The organism is Nitrospira sp. Kam-Ns4a, assembly GCF_965152595.1.
Map to the genome: position 1 here is coordinate 2,536,765 of NZ_OZ224218.1, position 13,809 is coordinate 2,550,573.

Sequence of the window (13,809 nt, forward strand, 5' to 3'; positions counted from 1 at the left end):
CCCGCGGAAGACATGATCCGGTTCCTCGCCCCGGATCCTGACCGACAACCCGATCCAACCCTGCACGTCACGCTCGCGGCACTGGTGAAGGGGAGATTGGGGCCGGCCCTGTACGAACGCCTTTCCAAGGCCGGCCTGCTTTCCCGACTCCCTCCGAACCAACAGGAGGTCTTGCGGGAGGCCTATCTCGGCAACGCCAGGCGCAACCTTATCCGGGAACATGAATTACGTCGGGTTGTCGCGGCGCTCGGCCGCCGCCGGATTTCGGCGATGCCCCTGAAGGGAGCGATCAGCCTCCTGGAGCCCATCTATTCTTCCCCGTCCGTCCGCGTCATGAACGACCTCGATCTCTTAGTGAAACCCGACCACCGCCAAGGCGCGATCGATTGTTTGGCCGAACTGGGTTACCGTCCCAAGACGAAGGAGCTGGTGCTGCTCGATGCGGAATATCCGATGGAGCAGGGCGGCATCACCGTGGACCTGCACTGGCACCTGTTGAGGATCGCGCCATTCGGCGACGCCGAGCCGGTCTGGAACCGAGCGCAGCCCCTCGATGGTCCTTGGGGCACCCTGTTTCTTCCTTCACCGCTTGACCAATTCTACATCCGGTTTCTCCACGATACGCTCCAGGACCACCACCTGCACAGGGTCCACCTGTGGCAGGCTTACGAGGCCGCCCTGCTCTTCCGTCGCCTGGAGGCCCGCCGGGAAGTTCCCCCTTTGCTTGAGCGGGCCGCCCAGGACGGGCTCGCCCTCATTCTGGGCGTCTATCTGGCACAGACCGACCGATTGTTTCCTTGCATCAGCAGGCTGGAAGAGCCGGCGCTCCGGAGAATCCTGGATCGGGGCCGATCCGAGGTCCGCGCGCTGGAAGCCCTCGGACCCCTGCCCAGGTTTCTCCACTTTGCGGTCGGCCGTGATCTGCTGCTCCGACTCAGAAAGCAGGCCCTCGGCGGATACCGGCGCGCGTTCGTGCAGATCCTATGGCGCGAGAGCACACTGGCAGAACCCACGGACGTGGTCCCCCCCATGCCCGTGTCACGGCTTGCGCACATCCTGAAGCTCGCCGCGCTCCAGGTCCTGGTGGTTCTCTGGCGATTGGGCCGGCGGGTGCTCCCGCACCCCAGGCGCCCTTCGAGCCCTTGACCAGGCTCCCCTAGGCGGCTACGATGCGGCATCTGGCAGGACGCGTACGTAGGGGGCGGCTCAGGTTACCGGCTCCACCGGATTGCCGCCGTCGTGGTCGAGGGCCGCAGATGAAATGGGAGATCGGCACGGCCGTGGTGGCGCGCCGGTTTCAGAGACGCCGGCGACGGGGGGCGGCGGCCGTTGCGCTTGCGGTCGCGGGCTCGCCAACGCTGGTGGTCCTCGCGAGGTCCGATGTCGTCAGCGGGTTGCTGCCCCATCTCTTCATCGCGCTGGCTGGCGCCTTTGTTCTGATCGCGGTCAGCGTGTTTTACGTCCTGTACCGGTGCCCCAACTGCAATGCGCGGCCCTGGGGCCGGACGCTGATCGGCGTCAGCGCGCGACGGTGTCCCTCGTGCAAGATTGGATTGACGGTCCCGGATCTCAAGGACGAGCCGTAGCGTGCGCCCAGGCGGGCTCGCTCGACGGAGAAAGGAGCCACCATGGATGGGATCAAACCGTTTCTGGCGGCGTATCTGAACCCGCTCCCGATCTGTGTCACGCTGCTCGCGGTCGGCGTCCTCCTGCTCTGGCTGTCGGATCGGACGAGGGCCGGACGGTGGCTGGTGACGATCGGTCTGGTGCTCCTGGCCGTGTTCGGCGAAGGGACGTTGTCCTCCCATCTGCTCATGCCGCTGGAGCGCCAATACCAGGAGATCGATCCGGACAAGCTCCGTCAGGATACTGCCGTGTCCGCTCCGTACGTGGTCGTGCTGAGCGCTGGCCACGTCTCTGACCCGCAGGCACCCCTGGCAAGGCAGATTACCTGGATTGGGCTCGTACGGCTGATCGACGGGATCCGCCTCCACCATGCCCTCCCGGGGAGCAAGCTGGTCCTGTCCGGCGACTCCGCCTACGATCCGGTGCCGGAGGCCGCTGCAATGGCCAAGCTGGCCCAGGAACTGGGGGTCAATCCAGCCGATCTCATCGTTGATACCAAAGCGAAAAACACCGAGGAGCAGGTCCAGCGGGTCCAGGCGATCGTGGGCCCGGCCCCCTTCATGCTGGTCACCTCCGCCATGAACATGCCCCGCGCCATGGGGCTCTTTGAGAAGGCCGGTCTCCATCCCGTCCCCGCCCCATCTGCCTATTACTTAAAAGGCCACCCGCCCAATGAGAGCTTCAATATCGTTGATCATTTCCCGCGTGCGCAAAGTTTCCGCACCGCCGAGCACGCCATCCACGAGTACCTGGGGATGGCCTGGTCCACGCTCCGAGGCCAGATGTAGGGTCGCGCCGGCTGCTCAGCCCGCCCCCATCCATTGGGCCCAAAGCCGCTTGAGATTCTCGCGCTCAGCGGGCCAGGTCCACCCATTGATCGGGACCGGTCTGGGTCGCTGCGCCCGCGTCCGATGCACTGTGAAGGGGGAGGCGGACAGGCTCGCTACAACCGTCACCGCCCCATCCTGATCCGTCCGATAGAGCCGGATGCCCGCTCGTTCGTACGCGCTCAGCACCTCGAGAGCGGGATGTCCGTAGGGGTTGCGTCGCCCGACGGAGATGACAGCGATCTCCGCCCCGATGGAACGAACCCACTCGAGGTCCAGCGAGCTCCGCGCGCCGTGGTGGGGCACCTTGACCACAGCGGCCCGGTGCGGGCTTCGGGCCTGCCGCAGCCGCGCGAGCCCCTCCCGCTCGAGGTCGGCGGTGAACAGCACTGCATGCGGCCCGCAGTCCAACCGGGTGACGACGGAGAGGTTGTTCAAGAGGGTCCCGGTCTTCGCACCCGCAAGATCCTCACGCTCCGGGACCTGGCCGGCCGGACCGTGGTCGGCTGGTGGATTCAGGACATCCAGCCGGCAGGGGCCGGTGGACAGGATGCGATCGCCCGCGCGGACAACCCGCTCTGTCAGGCCCCGCCGCACGAGGGCGTCCCTGAGCCTGGCGTAGAATTCCTCTTCCCTGCCGACTCCGTTGCTCCAATAGGCGCCGACCGGAAAGGCGTCGAGCACCCAGGCCAGCCCGCCGACATGGTCGAGCTGGGGATGGGTCCCGATCACATGATCGAGCCGCCTGATCCCCCGGTCCCACAGGAACGGGCCGACGACGGCCCGGCCCATGTCCAGCGTGTCGTAGTGCGCCCCTCCGTCAATCAGCACGGTTTGGCCGTCGGGCAGCTCGATGACCGTCGCGTCGCCCTGCCCGACGTCCAGAAACGTGACGCGCACCGTCTCCCCGTCCAGCCCCGTCCTCGGAGACCAGCACCACCAGCCCAGCAGGAGCGCGACCCCGAGCGTGGCGATCGCCCGGGCGAGCCGGCCCGCCGTCCGGCGGACGGCTAGCCCGAGCAGCACGTAGAATCCCGCGATGGCCGGGATCGTCGGCGAGGCCACGTGCCATTGCGCGCCGGGCACGGCTGCCAGCCAGGCGACCGCGTCGGCCAGCCACTCGTAGAGCCGCTGGATGAGCGCTCCGGCGGGCAGCCCCTCCGCGCCAGTCAGCCCCAGCCAGAGGGCCGAGGCCAATCCCAACGGCACCAGGATGAACCCGACCACGGGAACGACGACGAGGTTGGCGACCAGCCCGAGCCAGGCGACCTGGTTGAAGTAGTAGGCCACCAGCGGCGCCGTCGCGAGCGTCACGCCGCCGGTGATCGCGGCGTACTCGCGGAGCCAGCGCCGGAGGGACCAGGCCAGCGGCGGCTCTGGCATCGCCTCCTGCGCCGGATCGGCAGTCCGTTGAACGACCACCGCGATCGCCAGCACCGAGAGATAGGAGAGCTGGAAGGAGATGTCATAGAGCGCCACCGGCTCATGCAGCAGGATGAGCCAGGCGGCGGCCGCCAGGGCCAGGATCAGCCGGTGCCCGCGGCCCAGCCACACGGCCAGGAGGAAGACCAGGATCATGACCAGCGAGCGCACGGTGGCCACCTCGGCCCCGGCCAGCACGGTGTAGAGGACCACCGGCAGGGTCGTGAGCAGCGCGGCCAGGCGCGTGACCGTGATCCGGCGCGACAGCGCTAGCAGCCAGGCGGTCGGAAGGTGCCGGCCCAGGACCTTAGCGCAGGCAAACGCGAGGAACGCGATGAGGCCGAGATGGGAGCCGGAGATGGAGAGGATGTGGACCGTGCCCGTGGCCATGAACCGGTCCCGCACCTCCGGGGCCAGGTAGCCGGGCTCGCCGATGACGATCCCAAGGTAGAGGCCGAGCGCCGCGCCGTTCAGCGTGGAAACGGCGGCCTCCCGGATCCGGTGGCGCCACCTTTCGACCCATCGCCACGCCTGCCAGCGGGAGAGCTCGGAGCGAGCCAAGACGGCGACCTGCCCGGGGCCGGACAGGGACGCCACGGCCCCAATCCCTTGGCGCGCGAGCAAGGCTTCGAAATCCGCGCCGCCGGGGTTCGCCGGACCAGATGGCGCCCGGATCCGCGCCGTGACGACCACCTGGTCGCCTTGCCCGAGCACCCGGTCCGGGTCGCGCCAGGTCAGACGCAGCCGCCCCCGGACCGGGCTGGAGTCGGCGAGGCTCGGGCCGAGCTGGGACACCGCGAGGACGGCCACGAGACGCCCGGGCGCGTAGCGGACCGGCTCGACGATGGTCCCGACGAGCGTGACCGGCTCCGATCCAGCCGATTCGGCGAGCGGCGGCGTGGACTGGAGCCAGGCCGCGCCGGTCCAATACACCACTCCAGCCAGGGTCGCGCCGTAGACCAGCAGGCCCTGGCGGGCCGTCAGGCGCTCCGCCCATTCCAGTCCCGTCAGCGCGAGCCCGCCGAGCAGCAGGAGCAGGAGGATCAGGGCGGGAAGATAGGGAAGGGAGGACCCCAGCGCCAGTCCGACAAGGAACGCGGCCGTGACCGACAGCAGCATGCACGCCGCGAGGCAGGCCCCGGGTCCGCTACCGGCACCCGATCCGGGCCCGCACGACCCCGGCCAAGTCGTCGGCGACCGACCGGATCAAGGATTCCGGCTCGCCCTCGACCATAATCCGGAGTAACGGCTCGGTGCCGGAGTAGCGCACCAGGACCCGCCCCATCCCGTTCAACCTGGCTTCCGCGTCCTGCAGCCCCCGGCGGACCTCGGGGATGTCCTCCAGCGCCGGCTTCTCGCGCACCTTCACATTGAGCAGGACCTGCGGTACCGGCTTCATCGAGCGGGCCAGATCCGACAGCGGCCGGCCCGTTCGCTTCATCAAGGTCAAGAGCTGCAGCCCGGAGATCAGCCCATCGCCCGTGGTGTTGTGATCGAGAAAGATCAGGTGTCCCGACTGCTCGCCGCCAAAGTTGTAGCCCTCGGCGACCATCCGCTCGAGGATGTACCGGTCTCCCACCGGTGTGCGGACGAGGCTGATGCCGGCCTTTGCCAGGGCCCGCTCCAGCCCGAAGTTGCTCATCACGGTCGCGACGACCGTGTCGCGCTTGAGCCTTCCTCGCTCGTGCAGATCCACGGCCAGCGCGGCCATGGCGTGGTCGCCGTCCACGATCGAGCCCTGCTCGCAGACGAAGATCGCACGGTCGGCGTCCCCGTCGTGCGCGATGCCGAGGTGCGCCCGGTGCTTCAGCACCGCCTCCTGTAAGCGCTCCGGATGGACCGCGCCGCATGCCTCGTTGATGTTGGTGCCGTTCGGTTCGTCGCCGATGACCCAGACCGTCGCTCCGAGCTCGCGGAAGACCTTCGGCGACACCTTGTAGGCGGCGCCGTGCGCGCAGTCCACCACGAGGCTCAAGCCCTGGAAGTCCACGTCCCGCGGGACCGAGCGTTTGACGAACTCGATGTAGCGGCCCTCCGCATCGTCAATCCGGTAGGCCTTGCCCACGGCGTCAGCGGTGGGGCGGAGGTGCTCGATCTCGTTCGAGACGATCAGCTCCTCCATCCGCGCCTCGACCTCGTCGGGCAGCTTGAAGCCGTCGCTGGAGAAAAACTTGATCCCGTTGTCCTGATAGGGGTTATGGGACGCCGAGATCATCACGCCCGCGTCGGCCCGGAGGCTGCGCGTCAAAAACGCCACCGCCGGGGTCGGCATCGGGCCGACGAGCAGCACGTCCACGCCCATCGAGCAGATGCCGGAGGTCAGCGCGGACTCGAGCATGTAGCCGGACAGCCGGGTGTCCTTGCCGATGACGATCTGATGGCGCCCCGCCCGCCGCTTGAACAGGAACGCCGCCGCCCGCCCGAGCTTCATGGCCGTCTCGCTCGTCATCGGCTCGAGGTTGGCGACGCCTCGCACGCCGTCCGTCCCGAACAGCTTCCCCATCTTTCCCCTCCAGCGAGCAGCAAATAGTAAGCCGCGCATAGCCCTCGGAGCTACTTGCTGTCTGCTACGCGCTATTCGCTCTCCTCACGATCGCATCCACGACTCGCACGACGTCCCGGATCGGCGCCACGTCGTGCACCCTGACGATCCGGGCGCCTCGCAGGACCGCGACCGCCACCGCAGCGGCCGTGCCCGCCAGCCGCTCCCCAACCGGGCGGCCAGTGATCTCCCCGATGAAGGCCTTGCGAGAGACCCCGACCAGCACCGGGCGGCCCAGGGCGCAGAAGCGGTCGAGTCGGTCCAGGAGCGCAAGATTGTGGGCGAGCGTCTTCCCGAATCCGACCCCTGGATCGAGGATGATCTGCTCCCGACCGATGCCCGCCGCCTCCGCTGCCGCCAACCGGGCCCGAAAGAAGGCCAACACATCTTCAACCACATCGTCATACCGGGGAGCCTGCTGCATCGTCTTCGGCGTCCCCTGCATGTGCATGAGCACCAAGCCGGCTCCGGATTCGGCCACCACGCCTGCCAGCTCGGGGTCAAGGCGAAGGGCGCTGATATCATTGATGATGGCCGCTCCGACGTCAAGGGCCCGGCGGGCGACTCCTGCCTTTGTCGTATCCACTGAGAGGGGGATCGGCAGCTCGCGTCCCAGCCGGGTCAGGACCGGCATCAGCCGACGGAGTTCCTCGGCCTCCTCCACGGGCTCGGACCCTGGCCGCGACGATTCGGCGCCGACGTCGATCAGGTCAGCCCCCTGCTCCGCCATGGCAAGGGCATGGTCCACGGCCGCCCCGGGGTCGAGGTAGCGGCCCCCGTCGGAGAAGGAGTCGGGGGTCACGTTGAGCACGCCCATAATCAGCGGGCCGCGGTCCAGTCGGATCACACGCCTTCCGGCCACACGCAGCTCGCACTGGGAGGACAAGGCAGAAGACATCGCGGCTCTGGCCTGCTCGGAAGGCTCCGCTCGGCTCGCACTGAGCCGGCGGCGGTTTGAAGGAGGACTGGCTGCGGCCGGAGGAGGCGGAACAGCCTGGTCAGGCTGGCACGGTTTGGGGAAGCGAGCCCTGCCGGATGATTTCGTCAATCTCCGTCCCCTCGAGGACTTCCTTTTCCAACAGCGCTTCGGCTAGCGCCTTGAGGGTTCCCATATGCTCGGTGAGCATGCGCTTCGCGCGTTCGTAGTTCTCGATCACCAGCCGCTTGATTTCGTGGTCAATCTCGATGGCGACCTGTTCGCTGAAGTCGCGGCGCGTGGCGATCTCCCGCCCGAGGAAGATCTCCTCCTCCTTCTTCCCGAAGGTCAGCGGCCCGAGCTTGTCGCTCATGCCCCACTCGCACACCATCTTCCGGGCGAGGTCTGTGGCGCGCTCGATGTCGTTCCCCGCCCCGGTCGTGATGTGGTTGAGCACCAGCTCCTCCGCGACCCGCCCGCCGAGGAGAATGGCCAGCGTGTTGTAAAGGAACTCCTTCGTGTAATTGTGGCGGTCGTCGGTGGGGAGCTGCATCGTGACCCCGAGCGCGCGGCCGCGCGGAATGATCGTCACCTTGTGCACCGGGTCGGTGCCCGGCAGCAGCTTCGCCATCAGGGCGTGGCCGGCTTCGTGATAGGCGGTGACGCGCTTCTCCTCTTCGCTGAGGATCATGCTCTTGCGCTCCGCGCCCATCAGCACCTTGTCCTTCGCCATCTCGAAATCGGACAGCTCCACCATCTTCTTGTTCTGCCGCGCCGCCCACAGAGCCGCCTCGTTCACGAGGTTCTCCAGGTCCGCCCCGGAGAACCCGGGCGTGCCCCGCGCGATTTTCTCCAGCTCCACATCTGGCGCGATCGGGACCTTCTTCGTATGCACCTTGAGGATCTCGGTCCGGCCGCGGAGGTCCGGGCGGTTGACCACGATCTGCCGATCGAAGCGGCCCGGCCGCAGCAGCGCCGGATCCAGGACGTCCGGCCGGTTGGTCGCGGCGATCAGGATCACGCCTTCCGTCGTGTCGAACCCGTCCATCTCCACGAGGAGCTGGTTGAGCGTCTGCTCGCGCTCGTCGTGCCCACCGCCGAGCCCAGCGCCCCGGAGCCGGCCGACCGCGTCAATCTCGTCAATGAAGATGATGCAGGGGGCGTGTTTCTTCCCCTGCTCGAACAGGTCCCGGACCCGGGACGCGCCGACGCCCACAAACATCTCCACAAAGTCCGAGCCGCTGATGCTGAAGAAGGGCACACCCGCCTCGCCCGCGATGGCCTTGGCGAGCAGCGTCTTGCCGGTCCCGGGTGGCCCGACGATCAGGACACCCTTGGGGATCCGGCCGCCCAGCTTCTGGAACTTGCGCGGGTCCTTGAGGAACTCGATGATCTCGGCGACCTCCTCCTTGGCCTCGTCAATGCCGGCCACGTCGGAGAAAGTGATCTTCTTCCGATCCTCGGTCAGCATGCGCGCGCGGCTCTTGCCGAAGGAGAGCGCCTTGTTGCCCCCGATCTGCATCTGGCGCATGATGAAGAACCAGAGGCCCAGGAAGAGGATGAACGGCCCCCAGGTCACCAGGAACGTGATGTACCAGGGACTCTCGTCCGGCGGCTTGGCCTCGATCTGGACGTTCCGCTCGCGCAGCACGTTCACCAGCTCCGGGTACTCGACCGAGTAGGTGCGGATCCTGGTCCCGTCCTTGAGAATCGCGTTGATGTGATTGGCCTTGATCGTGACCTTGGTGACCTCGCCCTTGTCCAGATAGGTCATGAAATCGCTGAAGATGACTTCCTCTTCGGGGGTATGGGTCGGCACGCTGAACAGATTGAACAGGAGGATCATGAAGAGGCCGACGACAACCCAAAACAGGAGATTTTTCACGCGTGAGTTCATCCGACTCCTCCACGCACCGTCATGAAGCGGGGGACGGGGACCTGAGAAGACCGGTGGATTCTACCATAGACCCGGAAAACCTGACAACTCCGGCCGCTTAGAACCCCTGCCCTTCGTCATCCACCTTGTCCAGGACGGCCAGGTAGGGAAGATTCCGGTATTTCTGCTGGTAATCCAGGCCGTAGCCCACCACGTACTTGTTGGGAATCTCAAACCCCACGTAGTCCACCGTGACATTGACTTTGCGGCGAGCCGGCTTGCTCAGCAGCGCGCAAGCCCGGATGGACTTCGGCTTCCGCTTCGACAGTGTCCGGATGAGGTACTGGACCGTCAGGCCCGAGTCCACAATGTCCTCGACGAGCAGGACATCCCGGCCGGCGATGTCCTCGGTCAGGTCGGTGACCATCTTGACCCTGCCAGACGACCGCGATGTGGAGCCGTAGCTCGTGACCACGATGAAATCCACCCGGAGCGGGATCCGGATGGCCCGCGCGAGATCGGCGTAAAACGCGAAGGCGCCTTTGAGGACCCCAACCAGGATCAGGTCCTTGTCGGCGTAGTCGGCCGTGATCTGCCGGCCCAGTTCCTTGATGCGGGTCCGCATCTCTTCCTGCGTGACGATCGGCCGTCCGAAAATCCGCTCCATAGTTGCCTAGCCTCTCCCCTGCTGGCTGCTGTCCAGCAATTCCACAATGACCGGCCTTCTCGTCGAGGGGCTCGCGCAAAAGCGATGGTCGGCCCGCAGACCTCCGACCCACAGGATGCCTTCGGGCGCCGCAATGATCGGGACGCGGCGCCGCTCCCCACGCGGCAATTTGATGTCCGTGAAATAATCCTGCACCTTCTTGCGGTGGCCTCCCATGCCCTGGGGGTGGAAGCGATCCCCGCGCTTCCACGGGCGGGCCACCAACGTCCAGGTGAATCGGTCTCCATCCAGGACCGCTGCGGCCCGCGTTCCGGGCGGGAGTTCCCCACCCGCCAGCGACCCGGGCTCCCCGCACCGGATCCGAATCAGCTCGCCCGTAAGCGGCCACCGGACCTCGCCGGGAATGGGCAGCACCAGCCCACCCTCCGGCAAGCCGCTGTCCGCCGACGCTGGTCCGGCTGACCGGCTCCCGGCCGGCAGCCCCTCGAAGCGGATGACCTGATACTCCCGCCTCGCCACGGCCCCTCGCACATGAAGCTGGGCTCCGGACCGTCCGTGGACCACTTGATTCAGGACCGTCTCGACCGCACTGAACGCAGGCCCCCGCGACAGACCGGCGGTTCGCCGTAGGACTGCTCTCAGGATCCGCCGCTGGAGCGCCACCGGGAGCCTGAGCAGGCCCTCGCGGTCCAGCCGCAGTCCCGCGGAGCTATCCTCCACGACGAGGTCGGCAAGATGCCGCCGGGCCTGCTCCTCCACGTACCGGTCCTCGTCCCGGAGAATCCGGGCCTGCCGCGCCAGCACCCGCAGGAGCGTCGGATTGAACCGTTTCAGCACCGGCACCAGGTCCTGCCGGATGCGGTTGCGCAGGTAGCAGGGCTTCGCGTTGCTGGCATCCTCGCGGAAGGGCTGCCCCTGGACGTCGAGGTACGCGAGGATCTCGGCCCGACTGGTCGCCAGGAGCGGCCGGACGAACAACCCTTCGCGCATGTCGGGAATGCCGGCGAGGCCGGATGTGCCCGCCCCGCGGAGCATCCACATCAGCAGGGTTTCCACCTGGTCGTCCGCCGTATGGCCCAGGGCCACCCGGTCCATGTCCAGGGCTGCCGCGGCGCGCCGCAACGCCTGGTATCGAGCCTCCCGAGCGCGCTCCTGGAGCGACCCGCCCGCTTGGACTCGCCCTGGGGGCCCCTGCAAGCTGATCCGCCCCAGATGGAGTGGGATGCGCAGCCGGTCGCAGACCCCCGCCACGAATCGCGCGTCCTCGTCGGCATCCCCTCCGCGCAACCCATGGTGCACGTGGATCGCGTGGACCGTCAGCGCCCACGCTGGGGCGAGCGCCATCAGGACGCGCAGGAGCGCGATGGAGTCCGGGCCCCCCGAGACGGCGACCAGGACCTTGTCGCCGGGAGCGACCAGCCGTCCGGCCCGGGCAAATGCCGCCACACGGCGTTCGAGCGGCGCCCCGCGCCGTTCGCCTTGCTCCGCCCGCGCCATGCCCTTCGTCCTCATGAGACTTCGGCAACCGACCCGGCGGCCTTGAGGGATTCCCGCGCCTGGGCCACATCCACGCCGATCCGGGCGGCCAGCTCCTCGGGCGAGGCGAAGGCGAGATCGCCCCGCAGCCGCTCCACGAACTCCACCCGGATCGTCTCTCCGTAGAGATCCACCTGCTGATCCAGGAGATAGACCTCAAGCAACCGCTGTCCCGCCCCGAAGGTCGGACGCGAGCCGATATAGGACACCGAATCGAAGGCGCGCGCTTTCCACACCGCCTTCGTCGCGTAGACCCCATCGGCCGGGACCACCCGCCCCGCGGGCAGCGCCAGGTTGGCGGTCGGCCACCCCAGCGCTTTCCCCCGTTGCTCGCCGGCGATGACGGCCCCCTCTAGCGCATAGGGGCGACCTAGGCACCGCGCCGCCGCCCGCACGTCCCCCTGCTGCAGGAGCAGCCGAATCCGCGTGGAGCTCACCGGCGCGCCGTCCACGCGCACGGGCGCCACCGGATGCACGCGGAAGCCGGCTTCGGCGCCCAGGCGCACGAGGTCCCCGATCCGCCCCGCCCGGCCTTTCCCGAACGCGAACTGCTCGCCGACGAACAGTTCCCGCACACCGATCCCGTCTCGAAGGACCCCGAGCACGAATTCCTCCGGGCTGAGCGCGGCAAAGGCCCGGTTGAACTCGAGCACCACCACCTCCTCGATACCGGATTGTTGCAGCCGGGCAAGCTTCTCCTCCCGCGTCGAGAGCAACTGCAGCTCCACGGTCGGCGCCAGCACGACCACCGGGTGTGGCTCGAAGGTCAGCACCATCGGCGTGCCGCCCACCCGCGCCGCCGTCTCCACCACGGTCTTCAACAGGGCCTGGTGCCCCCGGTGGAGCCCGTCGAAGTTGCCGATCGTGAGCACCGGGAACGGCGCCCGTTGGTACGCTGCGAGGCCCCGCGTGATCTTCATCGCGTCATGCGCTGGGTCTCAGCCGTTGAGCAGGCGGGCGGCCTCTCGGGCGAAATAGGTCAAGATCACGTCCGCCCCGGCCCGCTTGATCGAGAGGAGCGACTCCATCATCGCCCGGCTCTCGTCCAGCCACCCGGCCCGGGCGGCGGCCTTGACCATGCTGTACTCGCCGCTCACTTGATAGGCCGCCAGCGGGAGCCGCATCTGCGCGCGCGCGGCCGCGATCACGTCCAGATACGGCAGCGCCGGCTTGACCATCACGATGTCGGCTCCTTCCTCGATGTCCAGCTCGATCTCGCGCAGGGCCTCCCGGACGTTGGCCGGGTCCATCTGGTAGGATTGCCGATCCCCGAACTTCGGACTGGAGTCGGCGGCCTCCCGGAACGGCGCGTAGAAGCAGGACGCGAATTTCGCCGCGTAGGCCATGATCGGCAGCTCCGGGAACCCAGCCCGGTCCAGGGCGTCGCGGATCGCGGCGACGCGCCCGTCCATCATGTCGGAGGGCGCGACCATGTCGGCGCCGGCCTGCGCGTGGGCGACCGCCATGGCCTGGAGACAGTCCAGCGTCTCGTCGTTCAGGATCCGCCCGTCGCGCACCAGGCCGCAATGGCCGTGGGTCGTGTACTCGTCAATGCAGACGTCCGTGATCACCAGCAGGTCGGGCACATGGTCCTTGAGCGCCCGGACCGCCTGCGGCACGACCCCGTTCGGGTCGGAAGCCGCCGTGCCCCGCTCGTCCTTCCGGTCCGGAATGCCGAACAGCACGACAGCCGGAATCCCCAGTTGCGTGACCTCTGTGGCTTCCTTGACCAGCAGATCCACCGACCAGCGGAACTGTCCCGGCATCGAGCCGATTTCCTCGCGCCGCCCCCGCCCGCCGATCACGAACATCGGATAGACGAGATCCGCCGCCGCCAGCCTGGTCTCGCGGACCAGGCGGCGCAGCGGCTCCTGCTGCCGGAGCCGCCTCAGCCGCTGGCGCGGAAACGCCATATTGTAAGCTCCTGGCTACCAGTCAGCCGTGAACAGCTCACACGATCCGCGGTCCACGGCTGGCCATCGACTATTCGCTACTCGCTGTCCACTATTTTCTCGGCAGGTTGGTCAGGAAGACCACCAGGTCCCGGACCGAGATCATGCCAGTCAGCTTCCCGTCCCGCGTCACCCCGAGATGGCGCAGGTGCTCGCGCGCCATCAGATCGTTCGCATCGAGCAGGGTCTTGTTCTCCTCGATCGTGATGATGGGCGCCGACATGATCTGTTCGACCGTCGTCTTTGTGGGATCGGCCCCGACCGCGACCGACCGGCGGACCATGTCGGTATCGGTCACGATCCCGATGATGTCCTTGCCGCGCGTCACGAAGAGGCTGCCGATCTCCCGATCGCGCATGAGTTGGGCCGCCCGCCGCACGTCGGTGTCGCGGTCCACCGTCACCAGTTTCTCCAAAGGCACCATGAACGACTTCACAGGAACCAT

General features: G+C 67.6%; 12 protein-coding genes. 3 read left to right on the forward strand and 9 right to left on the reverse strand.

All coding sequences use genetic code 11. The features are described from left to right. Positions 1 to 12 precede the first annotated feature (12 nt). From ACWHYQ_RS12675 to ACWHYQ_RS12685, 3 genes are all read left to right on the forward strand, one after another. The gene (locus ACWHYQ_RS12675) at positions 13 to 1,146 is read left to right on the forward strand and encodes a nucleotidyltransferase family protein (RefSeq protein WP_447972486.1); all 1,134 of its coding nucleotides are present in this window, start codon (positions 13 to 15) and stop codon (positions 1,144 to 1,146) included. A gap of 110 nt (positions 1,147 to 1,256) precedes the next feature. Then, entirely contained in the window at positions 1,257 to 1,586 is a 330-nt protein-coding gene (locus ACWHYQ_RS12680) for a hypothetical protein (protein WP_447972487.1), read from the forward strand. 42 nt (positions 1,587 to 1,628) lie between these two features. Next, on the forward strand, positions 1,629 to 2,414 hold the full coding sequence (locus ACWHYQ_RS12685) for an ElyC/SanA/YdcF family protein (protein ID WP_447972488.1): 786 nt from the start codon (positions 1,629 to 1,631) through the stop codon (positions 2,412 to 2,414). Between the two features lie 15 nt (positions 2,415 to 2,429). Here ACWHYQ_RS12685 and ACWHYQ_RS12690 read toward each other — a convergent pair whose 3' ends face one another. From ACWHYQ_RS12690 to ACWHYQ_RS12730, 9 genes are all read right to left on the reverse strand, one after another. Continuing rightward, a complete protein-coding gene (locus ACWHYQ_RS12690) occupies positions 2,430 to 4,994 on the reverse strand; it encodes a DNA internalization-related competence protein ComEC/Rec2 (protein ID WP_447972489.1) in 2,565 nt (854 codons plus the stop codon). A gap of 28 nt (positions 4,995 to 5,022) precedes the next feature. Further along, complete coding sequence (glmM, locus tag ACWHYQ_RS12695) at positions 5,023 to 6,378, reverse strand: phosphoglucosamine mutase (protein WP_447972490.1); 1,356 nt, start codon at positions 6,376 to 6,378, stop codon at positions 5,023 to 5,025. A gap of 64 nt (positions 6,379 to 6,442) precedes the next feature. Next, positions 6,443 to 7,264, reverse strand: a complete 822-nt coding sequence (gene folP, locus ACWHYQ_RS12700; RefSeq protein WP_447972491.1) for a dihydropteroate synthase — start codon at positions 7,262 to 7,264, stop codon at positions 6,443 to 6,445. Positions 7,265 to 7,415: 151 nt separating this feature from the next. Beyond that, a complete protein-coding gene (gene ftsH / locus ACWHYQ_RS12705) occupies positions 7,416 to 9,230 on the reverse strand; it encodes an ATP-dependent zinc metalloprotease FtsH (RefSeq protein ID WP_447972492.1) in 1,815 nt (604 codons plus the stop codon). A 97-nt stretch (positions 9,231 to 9,327) separates the two neighbouring features. After that, positions 9,328 to 9,876 (reverse strand): hypoxanthine phosphoribosyltransferase, encoded by a 549-nt coding sequence (hpt, locus tag ACWHYQ_RS12710; RefSeq protein WP_447972493.1) that lies wholly within the window; start codon positions 9,874 to 9,876, stop codon positions 9,328 to 9,330. A gap of 6 nt (positions 9,877 to 9,882) precedes the next feature. Next, entirely contained in the window at positions 9,883 to 11,373 is a 1,491-nt protein-coding gene (gene tilS, locus ACWHYQ_RS12715) for a tRNA lysidine(34) synthetase TilS (protein WP_447972494.1), read from the reverse strand. A gap of 11 nt (positions 11,374 to 11,384) precedes the next feature. After that, positions 11,385 to 12,332, reverse strand: a complete 948-nt coding sequence (locus tag ACWHYQ_RS12720; protein WP_447972495.1) for a bifunctional riboflavin kinase/FAD synthetase — start codon at positions 12,330 to 12,332, stop codon at positions 11,385 to 11,387. An 18-nt stretch (positions 12,333 to 12,350) separates the two neighbouring features. After that, positions 12,351 to 13,325, reverse strand: a complete 975-nt coding sequence (gene hemB, locus ACWHYQ_RS12725) for a porphobilinogen synthase (RefSeq protein ID WP_447972496.1) — start codon at positions 13,323 to 13,325, stop codon at positions 12,351 to 12,353. Between the two features lie 91 nt (positions 13,326 to 13,416). Further along, positions 13,417 to 13,809, reverse strand: coding sequence for a CBS domain-containing protein (locus ACWHYQ_RS12730; protein WP_447972497.1), 393 nt, complete (start codon positions 13,807 to 13,809; stop codon positions 13,417 to 13,419).